Origin of the sequence: Hymenobacter amundsenii, from assembly GCF_002204745.1 — a bacterium.
In the GTDB taxonomy this organism is placed as follows: domain Bacteria; phylum Bacteroidota; class Bacteroidia; order Cytophagales; family Hymenobacteraceae; genus Hymenobacter; species Hymenobacter amundsenii.
Genome location: NZ_NIRR01000032.1, coordinates 24,273 through 47,975, shown reverse-complemented (window position 1 = coordinate 47,975; position 23,703 = coordinate 24,273). Strand labels below are relative to the sequence as shown.

At 61.3% G+C, this 23,703-nt stretch carries 21 protein-coding genes; 7 read left to right on the top strand and 14 right to left on the bottom strand.

Annotation, left to right across the window (positions count from 1 at the left end; translation table 11 throughout):
• The first annotated feature begins 232 nt into the window (after nucleotides 1–232).
• A complete protein-coding gene (locus CDA63_RS15930) occupies nucleotides 233–1,210 on the top strand; it encodes an FKBP-type peptidyl-prolyl cis-trans isomerase (protein WP_088465456.1) in 978 nt (325 codons plus the stop codon).
• Nucleotides 1,211–1,279: 69 nt separating this feature from the next.
• Here CDA63_RS15930 and recO read toward each other — a convergent pair whose 3' ends face one another.
• From recO to CDA63_RS15910, 4 genes are all read right to left on the bottom strand, one after another.
• Nucleotides 1,280–1,996, bottom strand: a complete 717-nt coding sequence (gene recO, locus CDA63_RS15925; RefSeq protein ID WP_088465455.1) for a DNA repair protein RecO — start codon at nucleotides 1,994–1,996, stop codon at nucleotides 1,280–1,282.
• Nucleotides 1,997–2,083: 87 nt separating this feature from the next.
• On the bottom strand, nucleotides 2,084–4,450 hold the full coding sequence (porZ, locus tag CDA63_RS15920) for a type IX secretion system anionic LPS delivery protein PorZ (protein ID WP_088465454.1): 2,367 nt from the start codon (nucleotides 4,448–4,450) through the stop codon (nucleotides 2,084–2,086).
• Nucleotides 4,451–4,587: 137 nt separating this feature from the next.
• Nucleotides 4,588–5,205 carry a thymidine kinase gene (locus CDA63_RS15915; protein ID WP_088465453.1) on the bottom strand — a complete coding sequence of 206 codons (618 nt, stop codon included), beginning with the start codon at nucleotides 5,203–5,205 and terminating at the stop codon, nucleotides 4,588–4,590.
• A 176-nt stretch (nucleotides 5,206–5,381) separates the two neighbouring features.
• Entirely contained in the window at nucleotides 5,382–5,705 is a 324-nt protein-coding gene (locus CDA63_RS15910) for a 2Fe-2S iron-sulfur cluster-binding protein (protein ID WP_088465452.1), read from the bottom strand.
• Between the two features lie 35 nt (nucleotides 5,706–5,740).
• Here CDA63_RS15910 and CDA63_RS15905 point away from each other — a divergent pair, with 35 nt between their 5' ends.
• Together CDA63_RS15905 and CDA63_RS15900 are read left to right on the top strand one after the other, a co-directional pair.
• Nucleotides 5,741–6,916: a hypothetical protein gene (locus CDA63_RS15905; protein ID WP_088465451.1), complete on the top strand. Its 1,176-nt coding sequence runs from the start codon at nucleotides 5,741–5,743 to the stop codon at nucleotides 6,914–6,916.
• Between the two features lie 57 nt (nucleotides 6,917–6,973).
• Nucleotides 6,974–8,020 (top strand): hypothetical protein, encoded by a 1,047-nt coding sequence (locus CDA63_RS15900; RefSeq protein WP_088465450.1) that lies wholly within the window; start codon nucleotides 6,974–6,976, stop codon nucleotides 8,018–8,020.
• A gap of 555 nt (nucleotides 8,021–8,575) precedes the next feature.
• Here the strand turns inward: CDA63_RS15900 and rodA are convergent.
• The 5 genes from rodA to CDA63_RS15875 all read right to left on the bottom strand — a co-directional run bounded on the left by rodA (nucleotide 8,576) and on the right by CDA63_RS15875 (nucleotide 14,626).
• Nucleotides 8,576–9,871, bottom strand: coding sequence for a rod shape-determining protein RodA (rodA, locus tag CDA63_RS15895; RefSeq protein WP_088465449.1), 1,296 nt, complete (start codon nucleotides 9,869–9,871; stop codon nucleotides 8,576–8,578).
• A 193-nt stretch (nucleotides 9,872–10,064) separates the two neighbouring features.
• Nucleotides 10,065–11,909 (bottom strand): penicillin-binding protein 2, encoded by a 1,845-nt coding sequence (gene mrdA / locus CDA63_RS15890; protein ID WP_088465448.1) that lies wholly within the window; start codon nucleotides 11,907–11,909, stop codon nucleotides 10,065–10,067.
• A 136-nt stretch (nucleotides 11,910–12,045) separates the two neighbouring features.
• Entirely contained in the window at nucleotides 12,046–12,582 is a 537-nt protein-coding gene (locus CDA63_RS15885) for a hypothetical protein (protein WP_088465447.1), read from the bottom strand.
• The gene (gene mreC, locus CDA63_RS15880) at nucleotides 12,579–13,502 is read right to left on the bottom strand and encodes a rod shape-determining protein MreC (RefSeq protein WP_088465446.1); all 924 of its coding nucleotides are present in this window, start codon (nucleotides 13,500–13,502) and stop codon (nucleotides 12,579–12,581) included. Before mreC ends, CDA63_RS15885 begins: the two co-directional genes overlap by 4 nt.
• 98 nt (nucleotides 13,503–13,600) lie before the next feature.
• Nucleotides 13,601–14,626 carry a rod shape-determining protein gene (locus CDA63_RS15875; RefSeq protein WP_088465445.1) on the bottom strand — a complete coding sequence of 342 codons (1,026 nt, stop codon included), beginning with the start codon at nucleotides 14,624–14,626 and terminating at the stop codon, nucleotides 13,601–13,603.
• A 241-nt stretch (nucleotides 14,627–14,867) separates the two neighbouring features.
• Here CDA63_RS15875 and CDA63_RS15870 point away from each other — a divergent pair, with 241 nt between their 5' ends.
• On the top strand, nucleotides 14,868–15,188 hold the full coding sequence (locus CDA63_RS15870; protein ID WP_088465444.1) for a PKD domain-containing protein: 321 nt from the start codon (nucleotides 14,868–14,870) through the stop codon (nucleotides 15,186–15,188).
• Nucleotides 15,189–15,289: 101 nt separating this feature from the next.
• Here the strand turns inward: CDA63_RS15870 and purH are convergent, their stop codons facing one another.
• Complete coding sequence (purH, locus tag CDA63_RS15865) at nucleotides 15,290–16,870, bottom strand: bifunctional phosphoribosylaminoimidazolecarboxamide formyltransferase/IMP cyclohydrolase (protein ID WP_088465443.1); 1,581 nt, start codon at nucleotides 16,868–16,870, stop codon at nucleotides 15,290–15,292.
• A gap of 248 nt (nucleotides 16,871–17,118) precedes the next feature.
• Here purH and CDA63_RS15860 point away from each other — a divergent pair, with 248 nt between their 5' ends.
• Genes CDA63_RS15860 through CDA63_RS15850 form a run of 3 tightly spaced genes read left to right on the top strand, consistent with a single transcriptional unit; the run spans nucleotide 17,119 to nucleotide 19,651 of the window.
• A complete protein-coding gene (locus tag CDA63_RS15860; RefSeq protein ID WP_088465442.1) occupies nucleotides 17,119–18,267 on the top strand; it encodes an acyl-CoA dehydrogenase family protein in 1,149 nt (382 codons plus the stop codon).
• A complete protein-coding gene (locus tag CDA63_RS15855) occupies nucleotides 18,260–19,036 on the top strand; it encodes a PIG-L deacetylase family protein (RefSeq protein ID WP_088465441.1) in 777 nt (258 codons plus the stop codon). Before CDA63_RS15860 ends, CDA63_RS15855 begins: the two co-directional genes overlap by 8 nt.
• Before the next feature lie 12 nt (nucleotides 19,037–19,048).
• Nucleotides 19,049–19,651 carry a class I SAM-dependent DNA methyltransferase gene (locus CDA63_RS15850; RefSeq protein WP_088465440.1) on the top strand — a complete coding sequence of 201 codons (603 nt, stop codon included), beginning with the start codon at nucleotides 19,049–19,051 and terminating at the stop codon, nucleotides 19,649–19,651.
• On the opposite strand, the gene CDA63_RS15845 is transcribed toward CDA63_RS15850, so the two are convergent.
• From CDA63_RS15845 to CDA63_RS15830, 4 genes are all read right to left on the bottom strand, one after another.
• Nucleotides 19,648–20,859, bottom strand: a complete 1,212-nt coding sequence (locus tag CDA63_RS15845) for a glycosyltransferase (protein WP_088465439.1) — start codon at nucleotides 20,857–20,859, stop codon at nucleotides 19,648–19,650. The genes CDA63_RS15850 and CDA63_RS15845 overlap by 4 nt on opposite strands.
• Before the next feature lie 174 nt (nucleotides 20,860–21,033).
• On the bottom strand, nucleotides 21,034–22,305 hold the full coding sequence (locus CDA63_RS15840) for a BamA/TamA family outer membrane protein (protein WP_088465438.1): 1,272 nt from the start codon (nucleotides 22,303–22,305) through the stop codon (nucleotides 21,034–21,036).
• A 132-nt stretch (nucleotides 22,306–22,437) separates the two neighbouring features.
• Nucleotides 22,438–23,340, bottom strand: a complete 903-nt coding sequence (locus CDA63_RS15835) for a geranylgeranylglycerol-phosphate geranylgeranyltransferase (protein ID WP_165768338.1) — start codon at nucleotides 23,338–23,340, stop codon at nucleotides 22,438–22,440.
• Nucleotides 23,341–23,495: 155 nt separating this feature from the next.
• Nucleotides 23,496–23,690 carry a cold-shock protein gene (locus CDA63_RS15830; RefSeq protein ID WP_088465436.1) on the bottom strand — a complete coding sequence of 65 codons (195 nt, stop codon included), beginning with the start codon at nucleotides 23,688–23,690 and terminating at the stop codon, nucleotides 23,496–23,498.
• Nucleotides 23,691–23,703: the final 13 nt, after the last annotated feature.

Below are 23,703 nucleotides of genomic sequence, written 5' to 3'. Positions count from 1 at the left end.
AGAGCCGTGGAAGGAGCCAAACGTATTGGTCCGAAATTCGGCCCGTTGCACGACCTGACCATTGACGTCGTGAAGCTCCACAGTTTCCTTGAAATTGGCGGTAGAGATGCTTCGGCAAGCTCAGCATGATGTTCTATTAGATTTGCGCGACTTTCTAAATAACTTCATTGGCTATGCCCCCTGTTCCGTCTTTTTCGTCTCTTCTCCTTTTCTGCTAAGTTTTTCTGCTGCCATGCGCTCTGCTGCCCGGTTACGTTTTTTTATTCCCCTCCTGAGCCTGTTGCTGGCGGCTGGGCTATGGTCGTTTCAGGGCAAGCCCGTGCCGTTTAACCGGTTGAAATCGGGCCTCGAATACCGTATTTACCGCCCTGATGCCAAGGGCCGCTACGTGTTGCGGCCGGCCCTGCCGCCCACCGGCGACCCCACCTACGCCGCCCGTCTCGGCCGCATCATGAGCCTGCACCTGCAGTTCCGAACGGCCCAGGATTCGGTGCTCATGCACTCGCGCCAGCAAAACCAGAACCAGCCCGTGCGCGTGCCCCTCGACACCATCCGGCCCCAGCAGCGCGGCGCGGTAGAGGAGGCTATGGCCCTGCTCCAGCCCGGCGATTCGGGCGTGTTCCGCCTCAATCTCGACACCGTATTCCGCAAATCGTTTCAGCAGCCCGTACCCGGTTTTATCCGCAAAGCAGGGCCCACGTTACTGGTGCTGGCCAAGGTGGACAAAATCCAGACCCCGGCCGAAGTAGAGGCTCAGATGCGGCAGGACGCCGCTCGCCAGCAGGCCCTGGCCCAGGAGCGGGAAGCCCGGCAAGCCAAACAGGATGAGGCGCTTATTCTGGCCTACGCCAAAGACCACCAGCTCAGCGCCCTGAAAACGCCTAAAGGTGTGTATTACGTGATTACCAGCCCCGGCTCCGGGGCCAAAGCCCAGCGGGGCCAGACGGTGGCCGTGCGCTACCGGGGCCAGCTGCTCAGCGGCCAGGAGTTCGACTCCTCGGCCAGCCACGGCAACGTGCCCATCGAGTTTCCGCTCGGCCAGGGCCGCGTTATTGCCGGCTGGGATGAGGGCATCGCCCAACTTTCCAAAGGGGCCAAAGCCACCCTGCTCATCCCCTCGGCCCTAGCCTACGGCCCCCGTAGCCCCGGCGAATCCATCCCCGCCAACAGCGTCCTGCTATTCGACGTGGAGTTGGTGGATGTGAAGTGAGAAACGGTACGCGGGTCGGACGCAAAAAGGACGTCCTTTTTCTTCCTTCTGACTTCTCACCTCTCCTTCCTACAGTTCCGCCAGCACTTCCGATAGCACGGCCAGGGAGCGGATATCACCGAGGCGCTCGACGTGGAGTTGGTAGTAGCGGATGAGCACGCCCAGTAGTTCGCGGCGGACGCGGCCGTTGGGCAGCACAGCCGTGTCCGGCGTACGCATCAGGGCATCGAAGTATGCATCGAACTCGCGGAAGCGCAGGACCGTGGGAGCCGAGGCGGCCCCGGGCACATCGGTAGCGAAGGCCACCTGCGAGGTAACCTCCGAGCCTTTTTCGGGTCCGAAACCCAGGTAGTGGCTTAGTTGGAGCAGAAACACCAGCGCGAAGTTCTCGAAGCCCGCGGCCTGCCGGTCGAAGGCCAGGATGGAGTCGTGCAGGAACGTGAACAGCGGCTCATTTTCCTCCTCCTCCAGCAGCACCCGACTCACAATTTCCGACAGCAGCAGCCCGATGCTGCTTTTGCGCACGTCGTAGGGCAGGGTGCGGAACGGTTCGGCGCAGCGGAACTCCGAGAGGCGGGTGAGCCCCCCGTTGCGGGAAGTGTAGGCCACCAGTTCGAGCAGCGTGAGGGGCTGAAACAGGGCAATCCGGCCGGGCGGCTTAGCCTTGCGCACCCCATTCACGAGGTAGCTCTGCAGACCCAGCCGCTCGGTGTACACCCGCGCGATAATGCTGGTTTCGCGGTAGCGGATGTGGCTGAGCACGATGCCCCGAGTTTTGATGAGCATGGGTGAGCGGTGAAGGGTGAGCGGTTAAACGGCTGTCATCCTGAGCCTGCAAAGGATCTGGCAGGAAGCTAACATCATGACTCTTTCTCAGTTTCCCATTACGGCAATCTTACTCACGCAGCCATTTTTGCCATCGGCGTCGGAGGAGAGGACCAGGTACACGCCTGAGCTGACCCGGCGGCCGTCGTAGTCGCGCAGGTTCCAAGTAACGGTGCCACCGTTGGCGCGGGTCTGATACACGAGCCGACCGGCGGCATCGGTGATTTTGACGTTGGCATTGTTAACAAGGCCGCCGATGCCCACCGGACCCGCGAAGTCGGGGCGCACGGGATTCGGGAACACCTTGGCGCAGCTGGGCTTAGCCTCCGTTACGGTGGCGTCGCCGCGGTAGCTCACTACGCCAGCATCGGTCACGACGAATACCTCGCCGGTTTTGTCGTTCACATCGATGTCCACGATGCGGTTGGAGGGTAGCGGGCTGTTGTCGGTGGTGAAGTGCAGCAGCTCCTCCGAGGCATCCTCGTTGAACAGCCACAGGCCCCGGTCGGTACCGAACCACTTGCGGTTGCCGCCGTCAATGGCAATGGCGCTTACCTTCTCGTCGCGGAGCGTAGCGAAACCCATACCGGCACCCCGGCGCACGTAGGGCACCCGGAAACTGAGGTCGAGGGTGGGTTCGAAGGCCCCGCTGGGGTCGGAGAAATAGGCCGGCCCCTTGATGGAAGCCACCCAGATGTCGCCCAGCCGGTCGCGCACCACGTCGTAAATCTCCCCGATATCGACCACAAGACCCTCGGCCCCGAGGGCCTGGGTGTAGTAGCGGGTCTGGCGGGTTTCGGGGTTGTGGGCCACCATGCCCCGGCCGCCCAGCCGGGCCTGCGACACCCACACGCCCCCGGCGTTATCGAGGGCGATGCGGTCGAGGTTTTCACTGCCCGCGAAATAATCGATAATACGCCAGCTGTTGTTGGTCGGGTCGAATACAAACAGGCCCGACTGCCCGGTAATCTGGTGGCGGTTCACGACCCAGACATGGCCCTCGGCGTCGGTGGCCAAGTCGGTTACGCGCACGAAGTCGGGGTTGTTGGGGGCACCGTTGGCGATGCGCAACGGGTTAGGCTGGTTGCTGGTGGCATTGAAGAGGCGGAACTCGCCGGGGCCCTTCCATTCCAGCAGCCCGTTGCCGTAGCTGCCCACGTAGAGCGTGCCATCGGGCGTACGCACGCCGTGGGTAAGATCTTTCGGGTTTGGGTACTGGGTGCGGTTGGGCACCGTAGTGGGCGTGATGTTGGTCCACTGGCCCTGGTCGTACTCGTAAAAGCCCCGGTAAAATTCGCGCTGGTTGTAGCGGTCAGAGTAACCACCGGTGAAAACATCTACTTTGTTGGTGCGGGCATCGGCCAGTACGCTAAAAGCCGGCGCCCCGGCGGGGGCGTTGGTCAGGAACTGCTCGGCCTGCTGGCCGTCGGCCGAAATCCGCAGCAGCCCGTTCGTAAAATCGGCCACGTAAAAAACGCCTTCCCGGCCCCGCAGCGCGGCGCGGGAATCGCGCAGCAGCGCCGGGCGTAACGTCTGGCGAACCGCCCCGGTACTCACATTGAGCACCGTTACCTGGGTGGGCGTGGTCACGAGCAGCCCCACCCGCGAAGTCGCCAGCTGGCGAAACTCGACGCCCGTGGGGGAGCCGGCCAGCGGCTGCCAACCACTGCCAGCCGCGTAGACGTAGAGCCGGTCGCCGTTGCGGCCAGCCACTACCCGGCCATCCTGCACGGCCAGCGTGCGGTAGGGGTCGTTGGACAGCGCGGGCAAGTCGGTAATCCAGTTGCGGTAGTCGAGGGGGTTGCCGGCCAGGGCCGTACGCATCAGGCCGTTGGAAGTCGCAGCGAAGAGCGTACCGTTGGCTACGGCCGTGGCATACACCTGCAATACCGAACCCCCGGGGCCGATGTTAATGTACGAATCGCGGATCTCCAGCTTGTCGAGGTCGAGGACCACGATGCCGAAGCTGGCGGCCAGGTAGGCCCGCCGCCCGCTGATCTGAATCTGATTAACGGTTTTGGTGCCGTTGATTTCCTTGCGGGCAATATCGTTGAGGTTGACAATGCGGCCGTCGCGGCCGCGCAGTACGTCGAGATTGGCGTTTTGGTAAACCACCACCAACTGCTGGCCCACCGAGTCGTAGGCCAGCGTGCTTACGCCCACATCGTTCAGGCCGTCGCGGCGGGAGAGCAGGCGCGTGGTACTGAGCTGCTTATCGAAGTAGAAGAAAGCATCCTGGGTAGCCACGTACACCCGGTCGCTGGTTTCAGCCAGGGCCTTGGCTTGGTTGGTGGGCAGGTGCAACTGCCAGTCGCCGTAGCCAACCGCCGATTGGGCCTGAACAGTGGCAGTAGTCGCCAAGAACAGTAAAAAAGTCAGCAGCGCAACCGTGGGCAGGCGTAATACTTGAATCATCGGCGAGGAATAAGGGCGCGGCGAATAGACTGGCAAGATAACGCCCCCGGCCGGGCTTTAGTGCTAACGGTGAATGAGTGAATGAGTGACTCGGTGAACCAATGAATGAGCCCCCTTTCCCTGATTCACGAAGTCACTCATTCACTCATTCCGCCCCGCTCCTTCTTGCCCTTTAGCCCTTCCTGGAAACAGACCCGGCAGCGGGCTTCGTAGGCATCGGTTTCGCCGAGCAGAATTTTGTCTTCGGCGGCCGTGACGCGGAACGAGTAGGAAGCCAGCTCGCCGCAACGCACGCAGATGGCGTGCACTTTGGTCACGAATTCGGCCACGGCCATCAGGGCGGGCATGGGGCCGAAGGGCTGGCCCAGGAAATCCATGTCGAGACCAGCCACGATAACGCGGGTGCCCCGGTTGGCGAGCTGCACGCACACCTCCACCAGCGACTCATCGAAGAACTGGGCCTCGTCGATGCCCACCACGTCGCAGTTGGTGGCCAGCAGCAGGATTTCCTGGGCCACCGGCACGGGCGTCGAGCGGATGCTGTTCTGGTTGTGCGATACCACGTCTTCGGCGTGGTAGCGGGTATCGAGGGCGGGCTTGAAAATTTCGACCCGCTGGCGGGCAATTTCGGCCCGCTTCAGCCGCCGGATCAGTTCCTCGGTCTTGCCCGAAAACATCGAGCCGCAGACGACTTCAATCCAGCCCCGGCGGGCAATGCCCGAAGGACCCGTACCAACGCGGGGTTCAATAAACACAAGCAGCGAATGAGGGAATGAGTGACTCGGTGAATGAGGGAGCCGGTAGGCTCAAAGATAACGGCTATCCCGACGTCTGTCATCCTGAGCTTGCGAAGGACCTGGTAAGAAGTGCATTTGCCGTCGAGTACCTCTTCCCAGGTCCTTCGCAAGCTCAGGATGACAGATGTTCCAATTCATTCACTGTAAGCCACGTGGGGGAGTTGGGTGGCGCGGGGGATGCGGGCGGTTACCTGGCCGGTGGGCAGGCGGGTCTGGCAGGTCAGGCGCTCGTCGGGGCGGAGGCGGCCGGCGGCGCGGTAGCGCAGTTCAGGGGCAGTAGGCGGCGAGAGGTGCTCGGGGCCGGCGCACACCCGCACCCGGCACGTTACGCACCGGCCCCGGCCCCCGCAGGCGTGGGGCCAGTCGTGGCCCGCGGCCTGGATGGCGGCCAGCAATGTGGCTCCGGCGGGTACTGTTATGGCCGTGCTGGCCAAATTTTCGATAATCAGAGTGGGCATCTTTCCTTAAATTGCTCCCTGAACCCAGGCTTTCGATGAATACCAAATATAGCCACGCCCAGCGTGAACAATACGGCCGCCTACTGGCGGCGCTGCTCTGCGACCAGCATTTCGGGGCCCGCCCCACGGCCACGCTCGACGGCCCGGCGGTGCTCCGCTTCACCCCCATCAGGCAGGTAAACCTGTTTGTGGTGCAGGCGCTGCTGGGCAAATGGACCGCCGAAATGGCCCAGTTGCGTAGTGCCTACTTCGATTTCGAAGATGCCGACGTGCGCCAAGCCCTCACGCAATTCATGAACGTGCTGTCGCGGCGCATCAAGCTCAGTAGGCCCACCTACGAACCCCTGCTGGCCCAGGCCATCACCGATACGCTGGCCGGCGCCCTCGACCCGACCGCCACCCTCACCGGCAAGCTCTTGGGCGAGGCCACCGTCCGTACGCCCGCCCAGCTGCGCGAGGGCCTGCGCTACCTCGACACCAATAAGGCCCTGTTCGAGAGTTTCGTTGACGCATTGCCCGCCGACCAGGAGCAAACCCGCGACTACCTGCTAAGCCGCTTCCGCCAGCACCAGGAAGCCGCTACCGTAGAACCCGTGGCTGCGCTGGTCGGGCAATTCGATGAGCTACTGGCTTTAAGCGAGGACGACCTCCGCGAGTCCGGTCCGGCTGCTGCTGCTGCTGCGCCCGCTCTGGCCCAGGCTCCAACCCCGCCGCCGGCTCCTCAGCCGGCCCCGGCCCCGCCAGCCGAAGCCCCGCAGCCAGTTGCTCAGCCAACTCCAACCGCGCCGGCCGAAGCTCCGCACCCGGCCCCCGTAACGGTAGCCAAGCAAGCCCCGGAGCCGGCCGCAGCTACTGCGCCGGCTGCCAGTGTGCCGCTATACGCCAAGCTGAAGGCCGAGCACGCCGGCACGCCGTCGCTGAGCGAAACCCTACGCCCCGACCGCGCCGCCACGCTGGGCGATAAGGCGCCGCAAGTAGAGTCGTTGCGAGAGGCCATTTCCATAAATCAGCGTTTCAGCTTCATCAACGAGCTGTTCGCGGGCGAAAACATGCAGTACCACGCCGCTATCCAGCACCTGGACGCGCTGCCCGACGCAGATACTGCCAAGCGCTACGTAACCGAAAACCTGGCCGCCGAGCAGCAGTGGGTCCGTAAAGACGAGCACGTGAGCAAGCTGCTCAAGCTCATCGACCGGAAATTCAGCGCCTGATTCTTCTGCTGGGCTACGGTACAGCCCAACGGCCCCAGTCCAGATTGAGCTTCTTACATGCCCGATACTTACGCCGTTTCGTTGCATTGGCCCCAATGGCTGCTGGTATACCTGCTGGCCCTGGGGCTGGTGGCGGGCCCGGCCTACCCGATGTACCGGCACTACGATTTCTCGCACTCCCGCGATACGCTCAGCTACCTGAGCGTAGCCAGGGGCGAGTTTGATGGCGTGAGCATCACGCGGCGCTACCGGGTGCTGGTGCCGGCCGCCGCCGCTGCTGTAGCCTGGCCCCTGGAGCAGGTGTACGCCCGCATCTGGCCCCAGCGGCCGGGAAGTGAGTGGCCGTTGCGGCTGGGCTTTTACGTGGTGAACTGCCTACTGCTGGCGGGCGCGGGCCTGGTTATGTTCCAGACCTGCCGCCTGTGCGGGGCCTCTCCGCTGGCGGCGGCGCTAGCTCTGGCGGCCGTGCTCACGAGCCGCTGGACCGTGTACCTGGCTGGCCTGCCCCTTGTCGATAGCCTATATCTGCTGGTATTCGCGCTGGCCTTCTACGCCGTGCGCGCGGGCTCGGCGGGGGCAGTGGTGGCGGTGCTACTGCTGGCGCTGCCAGCCAAAGAATCGGGGCTGCTGCTGGTGCCCTGGCTGCTCTGGTTCGGGCGGCGGGCGTTGGCCTGGCCGTATCAACTCGCTTGGCTGGCCCTGGGCGGAGCCGCTTGGCTGGCTTTGCGCCTCTGGATTGACCAGCGCGCGGGAGCTGCCCCGGCCGATAGCATGAACAACGCGCTGGGCCATCTCGAAAACATAAGCTACTCGCTTGGGCGGCTGTTTTCGGTGAAGGGCGCGGGCGAAATCTTCAGCATCTTCGGCTTCTTCAGCCTCGCCGTGTTAGTGGGTTTGCGCAACCAGATGGCCCGCTTAGTTTGGCTGCCCGCTGTGGGCTGGTCGGGCGCGTGGCTGCTGGTTATCATAGCCGGCCATATGCTACTCTCCGGCGACCTGGGCCGCATGGGCTACTTGTCGGCCCCGGTTTTCGCGGTGGCTTTTGCATTGATTATCAGCCGTAATCTTTTATTCAAATCAAGCGCTAGAATCCGACCGATATAAAACAGATATTTTCTTCTTTATATCAGCTTAAAAATAGCATATTCATGAAGTTTTTCTGGGCAGCAATCGCAATTTTTTCGTTTTCTATTGTGTATTCCAATATAATTGTTTTTTATATTTATAGTGACGAAAATTTAGGACCATTTAATCTGCCATATTTAAATAGATATTTACTTGCTTTTGCTTATATAAATTTTCCATGGATATTATTATTCGTGTTTTCTCTTCCCACTCGTTTAAGATATTCTACTTCTAAATACGTTCTTTTATTTATTGAATTGATATTGCTTCTAACACCATTATTCTCATTATTGTATCGCAACAATATGAACAGAAATATCTTGATCCTTAATATCATTCAAATAGGCTTTATGACACCTATCACTATATTGACTTATACGAGACTCATCAGAAAAAATAATAATAATATTAATTACCTAAAAATCACAAAATTAACCTGCATCATATCTATAGTATATATAGTGATTGGATTTTTATTATAAACAACGAATTACTATATATTTTTATCATGAATTCACAGATTAATCTATATACTTAATACCGCTCCAAATCCTGCTTGCGGGCGGCATCAATGGCCAGCAGAATGAAGAGCAGCGTGGTGAACGACCAGAGCGAGGAGCCGCCATAGCTGAAGAAGGGCAGCGGGATGCCTACGACCGGGGCTAGCCCGATGGTCATGCCGATGTTGACGCAGAAGTGGAAGAAGATGATACTGGCTACGCAGTAGCCGTAAGTGCGGCCGAACACCGATTTCTGCCGCTCGGCCACGTATACCACCCGCATCAGCAGCACCATAAACAGCACGATGGTAGCCAGGGTGCCGACCCAGCCCCACTCTTCGCCCACGGTGCAGAAAATGAAGTCGGTGCTCTGCTCCGGCACGAAATCGAACTTGGTTTGGGTGCCCTGCAAAAAGCCCTTGCCCGCCAACCCGCCCGAGCCAATGGCAATTTTCGACTGCGTAACGTTCCAGCCCACGCCCAGGGGGTCGGAAGAGGGATTGAGCAGGATTTCGATGCGCTTGCGCTGGTGATCCTGCAACACGCTGTTAAAGAAAAAATCCACCCCGAACACCATTCCAATCACCACCACCCACGTGCCAATGGCCAGCGGCAGGTGGTGCAGCAGCGCCCGGCGGTTAGCGAACAGCACGATGAGCAGGATAACCGTAAACGCGGCCACCAGCCACAGCTTGGGCACGAGCAGCGCCAGTAGCAGAATAACGCCACCGGCGGCCAGCAGCAGCAAAATCAGGGGCGACATGCCCTCCCGGAAGTAGGCCAGCAGAAATGCCCCGAACACCAGCGCCTGCCCCGTTTCGTTGGCCGCGATGATGAGCAGCGGGGGCAGCAGCGTAAGGCCGGCCAGCACCAGCTGGTCGCGGAAGCTCTGCTGACGCAGGTTGATAGAGGCCAAGTAGCGCGAGGCAGCCAGCGCGGTAATGAACTTGGCAAATTCGGCGGGCTGTAAGCGCACTGGCCCCAGCTCCAGCCAGGAGCGTGAGCCCGCAATAGGCCGGGCGATAAAGGGCGTGACAATCAGCAGCACGATCATCACCCCATAAAGCCCAAACGCAAACGTATCGTAGGCTTTTGGGTCGATGACGAGCAGCACCATGATAAGGATCAGGGCTGTGCCGATCCAGACAATTTGCTTGAACCAGTTGAAGTCCATGAGCTGGCCGAAGCTCAGCGTGCTCAGCGGATTTGCGGGCGCATCGGGCGAGTAGCTGGCCGCGTACACGTTCAGCCAGCCCACCCCCACCAGTAGCAGGTAGAGCAGGACCGTGACCCAGTCGATGCTGCGGTTATAGCGGGCGGGCGTGTTCAATTAAGAATTAAGAATTAAGAATTAAGAATTTTTGGCTGACATGCTCTAGCATCAAATCAGTTGTCTTAATTCGCGTGTACAGTTTTCAGGGCTTCCAAAGGATGTTCTTAATTCTTAATTCTTAATTCTTAATTCTTAATTCTTAATTCTTAATTCTTAATTCTTAATTCTTAATTCTTAATTCTTAATTCTTTTAATGTCTCCGGCGGACAATAAACCGGTCGGCGGAGCCGGGAAGCCACTCCTCCCAATGGTGGCGCCAGGGGGCTACCTGGCCGCGTAGGTATTTCTCCATGACGAGGGACGCCAGCGGAGCGGCCGAGCTGCCGCCAAAACCGCCATTTTCGATGAACACGACGATGGCGATTTTAGGGTCCTGGGCCGGGGCGAAAGCGGCGAAGGTAGCATGGTCTTCGCCGTGGGGGTTTTGCACGGTACCGGTTTTACCGGCTACCGAAATACCCATATCGAGCAGACTGGCGTTGGAGCCGGTGCCGCCTCTGCCATCCACCACGCTCTGCATGCCGGGAATAATCTCCTCGAAATGAATGGGGTCGACGCCCACCGTGTGCTGAATTTTGTACTCCGGCAGTGGCCCGCTCTGGCCCACGCTACGCACGAAATGGGGCGTGTAGTACCACCCGCGGTTGGCAATGGTGGCCATCACGTTGGCCATTTGCAGGCCCGTAATCCCGATTTCGCCCTGGCCAATGCTCAGCGAGTATACCGTGCGGAAGGTCCAGCGGTGGTGGCCGTTGCGCTTGTCGTAGAATTCGGGCGACGGAATCAGACCTTTTTTTTCCTGGCCCATATCCACGCCCAGCTTCTCGCCCAGCCCGAAATCCATCACCTTGCGCCGCCACTCGCCCAGGCCCAGGCGGGCATCCTCGAAGCGGTTGCTGGAGCGGCCCCGCAACACGGTGGCGCGCATCACCTGGTAAAAGTACGGGTTGCAGCTTTGCTTGATGGCAATGCCCACGTTGGTCGGGTTCTCGTGGCGGTGGGTGCAGCGCACCAGCTTCCAGTTACACGGAAATCCGGTCTGGGGTGTTACTACGCCCGCCTGTAAGGCCACCAGCTCGTTTATCAGCTTGAAGGTGGAGCCCGGCGGATACGTGGCCATCAGGGGACGGTTGAACAGCGGCTGCTCGGGGTTGTTGAGCAGTTCCATGTAGCGGTTGCCCATGCCATTGCCCGACAGCATTTCGGGGTCGAACATGGGGGCCGACACGAAGACCAGAATTTCGCCCGTTTTGGGGTCGAGGGCCACCACCGAGCCCCGCTTGCCGGCCATGAGCTTTTCGGCGTAGGCCTGCAGGTCCGAGTCGAGGCTCAGGTGCAGATCCTGGCCAGCCACCGAGAGCGTATCGTACTCGCCGCCCCGGAAGGCGCCCTTCTCGATGCCGCGGACGTTCACCATGCGGTACTGCACCCCGCGGCGGCCCATGAGCTGCTTTTCGTAGAACGACTCCAGGCCCGTAATACCCAGGAACTCGCCTGGCTGGTACTTGCTGTACTGGGGCCGTTCGAGCAGCTTGGGCGTAATCGAACCCACGTAGCCCAGGGCGTGGGCCATGTTATGGGTGCTATAGGAACGGGCCATGCGCGCCTTCACGCTGAAGCCCGGAAAGTCAATCAGGTTGTCTTGGATGGCGGCCAGCTCCCGGGTGCTCAGGTTTTGCACCAGCGGCGAGGCTTTCACGCGGCTGAAATTGCGGGCCGTCTGCAGGGCCTCGCGCACGTCGGCTAGGGGCAGCTGCAGCAGCTCACTGAAACGCAGCGTGTCGAGCTGCTTCACCTCGCGGGGCACCACCATCAGGTCGTACACCGGCGTATTCTGCACCAGAATCTGGCCCTTGCGGTCGTAAATCAGGCCCCGGTAGGGCGGCTGCACAATGCGCTGGAGCGTGTTGCGGTCGGCGGCCAGCTTGTAGCTGCCGTCCAGAACCTGGATGTAGAAGAGGCGCGTCGCAAAAACCAACGCCACGGCCAGGAAAATCGCCTGGACGATGTACTTGCGGCCTTCGAGGTATTGCAAAGCAGAAGAATCTGAAAGGAAAGAGGTTCCGCCGCAACCGGCGGAAGCGCAAAGATAACCCCGACAGTGGGGAAAAAGTGCATTTGAGTTTGAAGGAGTGTGGCGACCAGAGGAAAAGAGACGTCACCTCACCAACTTACCGCTTCCGCCGTTTCGTAGGGAAGAACACCAACTGAACGATGAGCAAAGCCAGCGCCGTATAAAGCGTACTGAGCACGATTTTGACCAGCGTGAGGCCCACGAAACGCAGGGAACCCAGCTCCAGCAGGAAAAAGGCGACATGGTGAACGGCCACCAGCAGCGTCAGATACACCACCATCCACTGCCAGCCCATCTGGTGGATGTTGACCGAATCCTGGGCGTCGTAGCCATCGCGGGGCGTGAGCAGGCGCAACACCCAGGGCCGCACGTACATGAGCAACACGGCGGCCACGGCGTACACGCCGCCGGTATCGAACACCAGATCCAGCGAAATGCCCGTAACGAAGCCCAGAATCAGCTGCACCACAATGGGCGTCCCGATGGGCAAAAACAGCAGAAAGCCCAGATAAATAAAGCACCAGGCCAGATCAAACAGTACGAAATCGGTGCCGCTGATCAGCAGCACGTACAGGGCCAGGTAAAACACCCCGCGCACCCCCTGCAAAAGGATTTCGAGTATGCCGCCCCTCATGGTCGTTTGGTTTCGGGTTTGATGCCGGCCTGCCGCTCCAGCGTGTCGCGCTCGGCCTGGGGCCGGCTCGTGACGAGGTACACGTAGGTAAGGCGCGAAAAATCGGTGGCCAATCGCACCCGCACGGTCCAGAAGTTCTTGTCGGGTTCCTTCACGAACGAATCGACGGTGCCCACCAGCACCCCTTCCGGGAACACGGCGTTGTAGCCCGACGTCACCACCGTGTCGCCCCTTACCAGCTGGTTCTGGCGCGGAATATTATCGAGCAGCACATGGCGGGGGTCGTCGCCGAGCCAGCGCACGGTGCCAATGGTACCGTCGCGCTGGATGCGGGCCGACACGCGGCTCTGCGAGTGTAGTACCGACGTGATGGTGGCGTAGTGCTCCGAAAATACCTTTACCCGGCCTACTACCCCGGCCGCCGATACCACGCCCATGCCGTCGCGCACGCCGTCGACGCGGCCCACGTTCAGGGTCAGGTAGTTATCCACGAGGCGCTGGGTGCTGCTCACGACCCGAGCCGGGATGAGCGGATAGTCGGGGTCGTGGGCGGCGAGGGGGCGCAGGCCCAGCAGCAGCGAGTCGGGGCGGCCCAGCACGGCCAGGCGGGCCCGGGTGGTGCTGTCCTGGCGCACTGGCAACGAATCGGCGGTTCGGTCGCTCAAATCGGGCTGGTAGAACTGCTGGCGCAAACGGGCGTTTTCGCGCATCAACTCCTGGTTGATATCGGCCAGCCGAAAGTAATCCTGCACCTGGTTGCGCCAATCGAGCACCTGCCCCGCGTACGTGTTGGCCGAATTAAAAAACGCGGCCCGCTGATAGGTACTGTTGCGCACCAGTAAAAACACGCTCAGCACTTCCAGTATCGCAAATACCAGGATGCCCCGGAAGCGAAACAGAAAGGCGAACAGGTTATTCATGGGTTGGTGAGATATGAGCTGGTGAGAAGTGAGAAGTGAGACTGACGGGCTTAACAGCAGTTCGTCAGTCTCACTTCTCACTTCTCACCAGTTCACTTCTAGGTAAGCAATACGCCCCGGAAGCCCTGGATATTCTTGATGGCCTTGCCGGTGCCGCGCACGACGGCCCGCAATGGGTCTTCGGCAATGTGGATGGGCAGCTTGGTTTTGGCGGCCAGGCGCTTGTCGAGGCCGCGCAGCAACGCGCCGCCGCCGGTCAGGTGAATGCCGTTCTCGTAAATGTCGGCCGACAGCTCGGGCGGGCTGATTTCCAGCGCCTTGAGCACGGCTTCCTCGATTTTAGCCACCGACTTATCGAGGGCAATGGCAATTTCCGACGACGTAACCTTGATCACCTTTGGAATACCGGTCATCAGGTCGCGGCCGCGCACCTCGAAATCGGGGGGCGTTACTTCCAGCTCCGTCAGGGCCGCGCCCACTTCAATTTTGATGCGCTCGGCGCTCCGCTCGCCAATCAGCAGGTTGTGCTGGCGGCGCATGTAATCCAGAATATCCTGGTTGAATACGTCGCCGGCCGTTTTGATGCTCTGGTCGCAGACGATGCCCGAAAGGGCAATCACGGCAATTTCGGTGGTGCCACCCCCAATGTCGATGATCATCGAACCGATGGGCTGCTCCACGTCGATGCCGATGCCAATGGCAGCAGCCATCGGCTCCTGAATCATCCAGACTTCCTTGGCCCCGGCGTGTTCGGCGGAGTCACGGACGGCGCGCTTCTCCACCTCCGTAATGCCCGACGGAATGCAGATCACCATGCGGTGGGAAGGTTGAAACAGGCGGTTGCGGGTATCAATCATCTTGATCAACCCCTTAATCATTTCCTCGGCGGCGTGGAAGTCGGCAATTACGCCGTCTTTGAGGGGCCGAATGGTTTTGATGTTGTCGTGGGTCTTTTCGTGCATCTGCTGCGCTTGCCGGCCCACGGCAATTACTTTATTGGTCGTGCGGTCTTTCGCGATGATGCTCGGCTCATCCACCACGATAACATCGTTGTGAATGATGAGCGTGTTGGCCGTGCCCAGGTCAATGGCAATGTCGCTGGTGAAGAAATTAAAGAAACCCATTGAGTAACGGCAAGTAGATGACAACGGGCAGCTTGTGCCCGTCAAAAGTGGGGGCAAAAGTACGCAGGATTTAAGTGGGGCCATAGCAGTCGGGTTGTCCGGTCCTACACCCTTCTTGCTGGCACTTATTGCTGCCAGTCAATCCAGCCGACGTGACCACACGCGAAACTTTCCGGTACGGGCCCTATGCTAGTCGCAAATTCTATAGCTTGCATCTATCTACCATCAATATGATTTTTTCATGAAGACCCACTTTACCCGGCTGTGCGCGGCCTTGCTCCTAAGCAGCTTATGGCTGACGAGTTGCAGCAAAAAACCCGAAGCCTGTTTCACCATTGAGAAAGGGATTCCCAGCTCTAAAGTCAACGACGAGGTAGAGGTAAATGCTGGCTGCAGTTCCGATGCGGACAGTTTTGTCTGGGAATGGGGTGATGGCGCCAGCGACACCGGCATCAAGGCCAAGCACAAGTACAACGCCGCCGGCAACTTCACGCTCAAGCTCATAGCTAAGGCCGATGGTAAGTCGACTAGCACGAGCAAGCCCGTTACCATTGTTCCGTAGCGCAGTAGGCATATTGTAGCCCCAGCCGCAGCCCGGACCATGCTCGTCGCATCGTGTTGACGAACATGGCTCGGGCCGCAGCTCTGAGCAACCAGCGAAAACTAGTGCTTGAAGTGGCGGACGCCGGTCAGCACCATGGCCACGCCCAAGCGGTTACAGGTATCGATGCTATCCTGGTCCTTGATGGAGCCCCCGGGCTGCACCACGGCCCGGATACCGGCCTCAGCGGCAATTTCCACGCAGTCGGGGAAGGGGAAGAAGGCATCGGAGGCCATAACGGCTCCGTTCAGATCGAAGCCGAAGGAGTTAGCCTTCTCAATGGCCTGGCGCAGCGCATCGACGCGGGAGGTCTGGCCGACGCCCGAGGCCAGCAATTGGCCGGCGCGAGCCAGTACAATGGTGTTACTCTTGGTGTGCTTGCAGATTTTGAGGGCGAATTCCAGGGCCGCTACCTCGTCAGGCGTTGGGGCCGATTCGGTGACGGTTTTGAAATCAGCCGCGCCTTCCATGGCCTGGTCAAAATCCTGCTCGATGGTGCCGTTGAGCAAGGTTTTCACCTGCTTGGTGGGAAAATCCACGGGCTTCTGGCGGAGCAGGATGCGGTTTTTCTTGCTTTGCAGAATGGGCAAGGCCTCGGCTTCAAATGCTGGGGCAATCAATACCTCAAAAAACAGCTTGTTCAGCTCTTGGGCGGTGGACGCGTCTACGGGCTTGTTCACGATGATTACGCCCCCGAAGGCCGAAACCGGGTCGCAGCTGAGGGCATTCAGGTAGGCCTGGTGCAACGTATCGGCCTGGGCCACGCCGCAGGCGTTGGTGTGCTTGAGAATAGCACAGGCCGCCGGCCCGGCGGCATCGAACTCGCGCATCAGCAGCACGGCCGCATCCACATCGACCAGGTTGTTGTAGCTGAGCTGCTTGCCGTGAAGCTGATCGAAGAGCGCATCCAGGTCGCCGGAGAACGTGCCGGCCTGGTGGGGGTTCTCGCCGTAGCGCAGGGGAGTTTGGGTGCTGGTTGCTGATTGTTGGTTGTTGGTTTGTTCTCCAGCAATGGCAATGCGGGCATTTTTGATTTTCGAATCTTCGTCTTTAATGGAAGAGTTCAGGTAGTTGAAGATATGGGTGTCGTAGTTCGACGTGGCCTCGAAGGCGGCGGCGGCGTAGTGGCGGCGGTCCTCCAGGTCGGTGGTGCAGCCTTTTTGGGTGAGCAGCTCCGTCACGGCCGCGTACTGGTCGCGGCTGCTGACCACGAGCACGTCGCGGAAATTTTTGGCGGCGGCCCGGAGCAGCGAAATGCCGCCGATGTCGATTTTCTCAATTGCATCGGCTTCGGGCGCGCCTGAAGCCACGGTTTCCTCGAACGGATACAGGTCCACGACCACCAGGTCGATGGGCGGAATCTGGTGCTGCGCGGCTTCGGCCAAGTCGCTGGCCTCGTGGCGGCGGTGCAGAATACCACCGAACACGGTGGGGTGCAGCGTTTTCACCCGCCCGCCAAACACGGCCGGAAAGCCGGTCAGTGTTTCCACGGCCGTTACGGCCGCGCCCTGCTCCTCAATGAACTGCTGGGTACCACCGGTCGAGTAAATCGTGACGCCGTGCTGCTTGAGCAGGGCCACGAGTGGTTCGAGGCGGTCCTTGTAATACACGGAAACGAGGGCGGAGCGAATGGGCTGCGACATGGCGACGGGGAGTTAGCGAAGGGGTGAAACGTGCCGCGAAGGTAGGCAGCCCGGCGCGGGCCGCCGTTACCAAATTGTTACCAAGACCAAAGCCGCACTTCACCTCCAGCTGATTTTAGAAGCACAAAGCGGCCATATTCCCCAACCGGGAGCAAGACAGCACTTCCGCCGCCAGCTCGACCGTGGCAGCCAAACCGGGCGCTTATTCGTAAACTCCTGAAACTCCCCACTGGCTCCGTTTCGCCTTCATGCCCGAACTCTTTACCATCTCCGCTCCGCCTACCCCGGCGCTGGCCGCCGCCGCTGCCGCCACGCTGGCCCCGCGCCTGCTGGCCCAGGCTGCCGCATCAGATGTCGAAGGCGGCTTTCCAACCCAGGAATTTGACTGGCTCCGCGAAGCCGGACTCCTGGCTGCTCCGCTACCCACTAAGTTAAACGGCAGCGGGCTCAACGAGCCGGCCCACACCCAGGAGCTGCTGAGTGCCCTGCGCCACATCGGGCGCGGCAACCTGGCCGTGGGGCGCGTGTATGAGGGCCACGCCAACGCCTTGCAGCTGATTACGCGCTTCGGCCGGCCCGAACAACTTGAGCGGTGGGCCGCCGATGCGGTGGCTGGCCACTTGTTCGGCGTCTGGAACACGGAGGCTCACGACGGGGTGAAACTGGCGCCGCTTCCCTCCGGCCGCTTCCGGCTCAGCGGCAGCAAAACCTTCGGCTCGGGGGCCGGCCACCTCACCCGCCCGCTGCTCACGGCCGCCCTGCCCGACGGTGGCTGGCAGATGCTGGTACTACCCGCCGACACCCAAATACCGGAGTACGACGCCCGGTTCTGGCGGCCCCTGGGCATGCGGGCCTCGGCCAGTTTTCGGGTTGATTTCACGGGCCTCGAAATTGGGTCCGAAGAGCTGTTGGGCGAACCCGGCGACTATTACCACCAGCCCGGGTTCAGCGGCGGAGCCATTCGGTTCGCGGCCGTGCAATTGGGCGGGGCCGAGGCCGTGTTCGACGAAACCCGCCGGTTTCTGCGGGCCCTGCACCGCACCGACGACCCCTACCAGCGCCAGCGCCTAGGCCAACTGAGCATTTTGGTGGCCAGCGGCCAGCACTGGCTACACGCCGCCGCCGAGCTGGCTGCTCGCCCTGGCCCCGACGCCGAAACCCTGGTGGCCCACGCAAACTTGGTGCGCTCGGCCATCGAGGACATCTGCCTACGAGTGTTGCCCCTGGCCGAGCGGTGCGTGGGCGCGCGCGGCCTGCTGCGCCCCGAGCCCTTCGAGCGCCTCCACCGCGACCTGACCCACTACCTGCGCCAGCCCGCCCCCGATGCCGCCCTGGCCGATGCCGGCCGCTACGCCCTCGACCACCCCCGCCCCGCCTACCGCCTCTGGCATGACTGAGCCCGCTACGTTTGATTTCAGCGCCCTGCCCCTCCGCCCAGCCAACTACGCGGCCACGCTGGGTCCCACAGTAGTAATAGCGCCCCACCCCGACGACGAAAGCCTGGGCTGCGGCGGGCTGCTGGCCCTATTGGCCCAAGCCGGGCAGCCAGTCTGGTGCGTGCTGGTGAGCGACGGGACGATGTCGCACCCGTCTTCGGCCAAGTACCCGCCCCCGGCCCGGCAGGCCCTGCGCGAAACCGAGTTGCGGCTGGCGCTAACCGAGCTAGGGCTCAACCCGCATAACCTCCTGGCGCTAAACCTACCCGACAGCCACGTGCCCGGCCCGGATACCGCTGCCGGCGCGGCGGCAGTGCAGCAACTCACGCAGTTGCTGCGCCAACAGCAGCCCGCCACCATCCTCTGCCCCTGGCGGCGCGACCCCCACCCCGACCACTGGGCCACCAGCCAGCTCGTGCAAGCTACTTTGGCCCAACTGCCCCACCCGCCCCACCTGCTCGAATACGTGGTTTGGGCCTGGGAGCGGGCTATTCCTGCCGACCTGCCCCGCCCCGGCGAAGTAACGGGCTGGCAACTCGATATCAGCTCCGTGCTCGATGCAAAGCAACGTGCCATTGCCGCGCACGCCTCCCAGCTCCCGGGCTCCTGCATCGACGACGACCCCGCCGGCTTTACGCTCGCTCCTTCCATGCTGGCCCACTTTGAGCGGCCGGTAGAGGTGTACCTGGAAGTTGCCGAGGAGCAGCGGCCCCGCAAAACAACTGGTTAACGCTCTTTCCCGATGGAACCCAACCCCAAGCAACCCCATACCCTGCCACCAACCTATTTCGATAAGGTGTACGAGGCCAACCAGGACCCCTGGAACTTCGAGACCAGCCCCTACGAGCGGGAAAAGTACGCGGCTACGTTGGCGGCCCTGCCTTGCACGCACTACAAGCGAGCCTTTGAAATCGGGTGTTCCCTGGGTATCCTCACGGCCCAGCTGGCCCCACATTGCGGCTATTTGCTGGCCGTAGATGTGGCCGAAGCCGCCCTTGCCCAGGCCCGTAAGCGCTGTGCTAACCTGCCGCAGGTTGACCTGCGCCAGTTGCGGGTCCCCGAGCAGTTTCCCCAAGGGCAGTTCGATTTGATTCTGGTATCGGAGGTGGGCTACTACTGGAGCCCCGCCGATTTGGCGCGGGCCGCCGATCAGCTCGTGGCCGCCCTGCAACCCGGCGGCCAGCTCGTGCTGGTGCACTGGACGCCCCCGGTCCACGACTACCCGCTCACTGGCGACGCCGTCCACGAATTCTTCTTGGAGAAAGCCCAGCCCGCTGGGCCCCTGCGCCATCTGCACGGCCAACGCCACGAAAACTACCGGCTCGATGTATTAGAACGACGCTAGCCCAACACGGTGGCAACCAGCGGCTGTAAGCGCCGTTGCTGTTGCGCCAGTTCGGTTCGTAGAGCAGTAATGGCCAGACTTAGCGGTACCGACGCAGTCGGCACGGCAGGCAGTACCAGCGGCCGGGCCCATTCCCAAAACTCCCCGAAAGTTGCGCAAGAGGCAAGGGCCTGAGCCACAGCGGGCAGCAAATCATTCACTAAACCGCCTCCACTTCTCAAAACTACGGTGGGGTTCTGGCTGGCGCGGGCCGCCTGCCACTGCTGCCGCAACTTGTTCCGCACCCGTAGTTCGGCTACCAGCGCGGCCGGATCGGGTACCAACGGCTGTTGCTGGCCCAGCAGCGCCCATTCGCGCAGCTGCCACGAGAGACCTACGGCCACCCGCCCCTGCTGCCGGCCCGAGGTAAACACGCGTACGGCCGGACTATGGCGTACCCGCAAATCGTGGCGCAGTAAGGCCTGGTACAGGGCTTCATCTTCCAGAAAGGGCACAACCGGCAAACCGCCTACCTGCCGGTAAGCGGCCACGGTAACGGCCAGGCTGGCCCCGAAATGCTGGTGGTGGCGGGGCCAGGGGTCGTGGGCTTGGGGGTCGAGGTGGGTTTCGAGCTGCACCCGGAGCAGGTGGTAGGCGGCATCCTGGAGCTGGCAGCGGCGCACCGGGCAGTTCCGGTCGGTTTCGTCCATCAGAATACGGCCGGCAATGGCGTCGGCACCAGTAGCCAGTTCGGCGAAGGTGGCGGCCAGCCAATCGGGAGCCACGCGGGTATCGGCGTCAGTACTGATAATAAGGGCTCCGGGGTGGCCAGCCAGTTCCAGGCGGCGGGCGGCTTCGTCCATGAGCAGGCGGCGGGCCTGACCTACGTGGGCCTCGGCGGGCGGCAGCGTCACTTCGGCCACGTGCAGGGCCAGGGCCGGATGCGACGCCGCGTAGGCCCGCACGGTAGCGGCCGTGCCATCGGTGCAGTTGTTGGCCAGCACTAGTACCTCGAAGGTGCCGGCCGGCAATGCGCGGCCAGCAGCATCGGTCTGGGCCGCCAGGGCCGCCAGGGTGGTAGGCAGGGCCGCCGCCTCATCTTTGGCCGGGATGATGACCGTGGCCCGCAACTTGGCTACGGGCGGCGGCAAATGGCTCCAGAGTGAAGCAGGTAGGGCGGCATTATGGGGGTGGGCCGACTGAAAGTGGTGCGGCGAGGGGTGTTCCATGCGCTGCTTTCTACGGCAGTCACCTTCACCAGTTGGCCTTAAAATCAATAAAAACCCTACTGATGAGCTTATGAAGCGCTTTTCAATGCCTAGCGAGGCGTTGTTTATACCAGCAGAAAGCCCCGTCGTCCTGAGTGGACGACGGGGCTTTCTGCTGGTATAAACAACTGTCTGTTAAAACGCTTCGCCCACGGCGAAAATGATACCCGAGTTGCCGCCCGACCCCACGCCGTAGTCGAGGCGAATGTTGAGCCGGTCGCGGCGGTTGAAACGGAAGCGGATTCCGCCGCCCCCGGCGTACCGCAGGCCGTCGAAGGTATAGTCGTCGATATTGGGAGCTACTTCGCCTACGGCGCCGAACAACGCGCCATCAATGCGCCAGAACAGTTTCTGGCGGATTTCGGCCTGAGCTGTGGTGAACTGACGGTCGCGGTAGCGGCCCTCATAGATGCCGCGCATCAGGTATGCGTTGTTGTAGAGCGAGCCGCCCAACGTGGCCCCCATACCGCCCCACTCACGGAACGGCACGTCGCCGGTGTGGTACTGGCCCAGAAACTGCAAAGCCAGAATGGTATTGTTGGAGCCGAAGAGCGGGTTGAAGTGCCGGGCATCCACCATGTAGCGGGTGAAGTTGTAGTCGCTACCCAGGCCCTTGCCGGCGAACAGCACGTGGGCATCCACGAAGTTTCCCCGGTAAGTAGCCAGTACGTTGTCGCGGCCGTCGTACAGAATGGCTGGACCAACGCCGGAGGTGGTATAACCCGCCCGCTGCTCGGCCGGAATGGATTCGTAAGAGCCAGGCGTACTATCCTCGTCGCCGTCCTTGAGCTTCACGGTCCCCAGATCGGTGAGGCGGTAGCGCAAACCAACGAACAGGTTGGGCTTCACCTTCACCAGCGCCTTTTCATCGAACACCCAGAGCGGGTACTGGATGTTGGAGTAAACGTCCTTGTCGGTGTCGTTACCCCGGCCGAAGTACTGGAATGCCAGATCGAAATAACTCAACTCACCCGAGAAAAAGAACTTCTCATCCTTGGTGAAGATGGTGTGCGTAAGCTGCACAGTGGTTTGCTTCTTCTGCGAAATCCAGGCAATCAGCCGGGCGTTCGACTTACGCACCGTGGTATCAGTACCAAAGCGCCAGACCGGCAGGATGGCTACGCCGCCGGCAAAGCCGGTTTCCTGCTGGTAAAAGGCAATGGGCACCGGAATAAAACTGGGTTTATCAGGGTCGTCGGGGGTGAGCTTGGCCTTGGCCGTGGTGGTCGGGGCCAAAGCCCGGTTCAGGCCCAAGGGGGCTCCGGTAGTCGGCTCGTCGGTGGCGGGTTGGGCGGGCAGCTCGGCCGAGGCCAGCAGCGGCGCGGCAGCTTCGGGAGTGGTCGACTGCGCCAGGGCAGCCGGAGTAGCCAGCACGCTTAGCGCCAGCAACGGGTAAATAAAGCGCATACTAGATGGCCAAGGTCAAAGTGAATAAACGAAGCGGGGTAACCCCAAACTGCGGTCGATAAAACTACTGCGCAGTTGCCGGGGTCATAGCTCCTGCTAACGCAACTATAACAGTGGCGGTTGCCGGGGGTTTCAGGCCAGCCAGAGCATCGAGAGCACGCCGCTCAACATAATGGCTTTGCACCAAGTGCTGAGCCGGGCAAAGTGCTGGCGCTGGTCGGCCCGGCGCAGCCCGGCGGCCAGCGCCAGCAGCGGCCCCAGCACCAGCACCAACAGCCAGCTCCCCAGCCCGTAGCGCTGGCTCAGGAGCAGGCAGTTGAACACCGCCCCAGCCACCAGCAACACCAGGCAAGCCAGGAAGAAACCCGTCACCCACTTGGTACGCCGCACGCCCCACACCAGCGGCAGCGTGTGGCAGTCGTGCTGGGCATCGCCGCGCATATCCTCCACGTCTTTCACTATTTCGCGCACAATAGTGAGCAGAAACGCCGCCAGCGCGTAGCCCCACACCGCCGAACGGCCAGTACTGGCCTGTAGCTCGGGCAGCAGCACCAGCGCCGCCGTGAGCGTGGCGATGCTCACGTTGCCCACCAGCGCCACCCGCTTAAACCGCACCGAGTACCCCCATAGCAGCAGCGCCGAACCCAGATTTACGAGCCCGAGTAAGGGCGAAAGCAGGCCGCTCAGGCCTACGCCCAGGCCCGAGAGCAGCAGGTGGGCCAGCATGGCGTGGCGGCGGTTTACGGCCCGGCCCACCACCAGCCGGCCCGGCCGGTTGATGGCATCAATCTTAACGTCGTAGTAGTCGTTGATGATGTAGCCCGCCGCCCCGATGCTGAGGGCGGCCAGGACCAGCAGCCCGAAACCGGGGGCCAGCACCTGCCGCCAGGGCGCCTCGGGCAGCAGCAGGCAGGCCCGCACCAGCAGCAGGCACAGGGCCATTATCAGCAGGTTGGGCAACCGGATGAGGCGGGCCAGGTGCCGGCCGGTGCCGGCTGTTGGCTCCGGACCAGCTTCGCCCCTGGGGGTAGGCACGGCAGACGGGGAGGAGCTAAAAAGCATGGGTTACGGTTGAGCTAACGGAAGATGTCTGCAAAGATGCACCACCCCTGGCGGACACCCACAAAAAAGCCTCTCCCAACTTGGGGAGAGGCTTTCCGGTGAAGCCGCCAGCCGGCGGCCGACATTGCTTACAACCGCTTAATATTTACGGCGTTAACCCCCTTACGGCCTTCCTGGGTATCGAACTCCACCCGGTCGTCTTGTTGCACCTGGCCGCCGTTCAGGCCGGTTACGTGCACGAAGAAATCTTCTTTCGTATCATCTTCTGTAATGAAGCCGTAGCCTTTCGACTCGTTATAGAATTTTACGGTTCCTGTTTTCATGGAAAAGGGAGAA

Bases quoted from the DNA above. Each gene is read 5' to 3' on its own strand.
- porZ (WP_088465454.1), bottom strand. From the start codon at position 4,450: ATGATTCAAGTATTACGCCTGCCCACGGTTGCGCTGCTGACTTTTTTA.
- CDA63_RS15900 (WP_088465450.1), top strand. From the start codon at position 6,974: ATGCCCGATACTTACGCCGTTTCGTTGCATTGGCCCCAATGGCTGCTG.
- recO (WP_088465455.1), bottom strand. From the start codon at position 1,996: ATGCTCATCAAAACTCGGGGCATCGTGCTCAGCCACATCCGCTACCGC.
- CDA63_RS15860 (WP_088465442.1), top strand. From the start codon at position 17,119: ATGCCCGAACTCTTTACCATCTCCGCTCCGCCTACCCCGGCGCTGGCC.
- CDA63_RS15885 (WP_088465447.1), bottom strand. From the start codon at position 12,582: ATGAGGGGCGGCATACTCGAAATCCTTTTGCAGGGGGTGCGCGGGGTG.
- CDA63_RS15845 (WP_088465439.1), bottom strand. From the start codon at position 20,859: ATGGAACACCCCTCGCCGCACCACTTTCAGTCGGCCCACCCCCATAAT.
- CDA63_RS15875 (WP_088465445.1), bottom strand. From the start codon at position 14,626: ATGGGTTTCTTTAATTTCTTCACCAGCGACATTGCCATTGACCTGGGC.
- mreC (WP_088465446.1), bottom strand. From the start codon at position 13,502: ATGAATAACCTGTTCGCCTTTCTGTTTCGCTTCCGGGGCATCCTGGTA.
- CDA63_RS15905 (WP_088465451.1), top strand. From the start codon at position 5,741: ATGAATACCAAATATAGCCACGCCCAGCGTGAACAATACGGCCGCCTA.
- CDA63_RS15870 (WP_088465444.1), top strand. From the start codon at position 14,868: ATGAAGACCCACTTTACCCGGCTGTGCGCGGCCTTGCTCCTAAGCAGC.
- CDA63_RS15855 (WP_088465441.1), top strand. From the start codon at position 18,260: ATGACTGAGCCCGCTACGTTTGATTTCAGCGCCCTGCCCCTCCGCCCA.
- CDA63_RS15910 (WP_088465452.1), bottom strand. From the start codon at position 5,705: ATGCCCACTCTGATTATCGAAAATTTGGCCAGCACGGCCATAACAGTA.
- CDA63_RS15830 (WP_088465436.1), bottom strand. From the start codon at position 23,690: ATGAAAACAGGAACCGTAAAATTCTATAACGAGTCGAAAGGCTACGGC.
- CDA63_RS15840 (WP_088465438.1), bottom strand. From the start codon at position 22,305: ATGCGCTTTATTTACCCGTTGCTGGCGCTAAGCGTGCTGGCTACTCCG.
- purH (WP_088465443.1), bottom strand. From the start codon at position 16,870: ATGTCGCAGCCCATTCGCTCCGCCCTCGTTTCCGTGTATTACAAGGAC.
- CDA63_RS15850 (WP_088465440.1), top strand. From the start codon at position 19,049: ATGGAACCCAACCCCAAGCAACCCCATACCCTGCCACCAACCTATTTC.
- CDA63_RS15930 (WP_088465456.1), top strand. From the start codon at position 233: ATGCGCTCTGCTGCCCGGTTACGTTTTTTTATTCCCCTCCTGAGCCTG.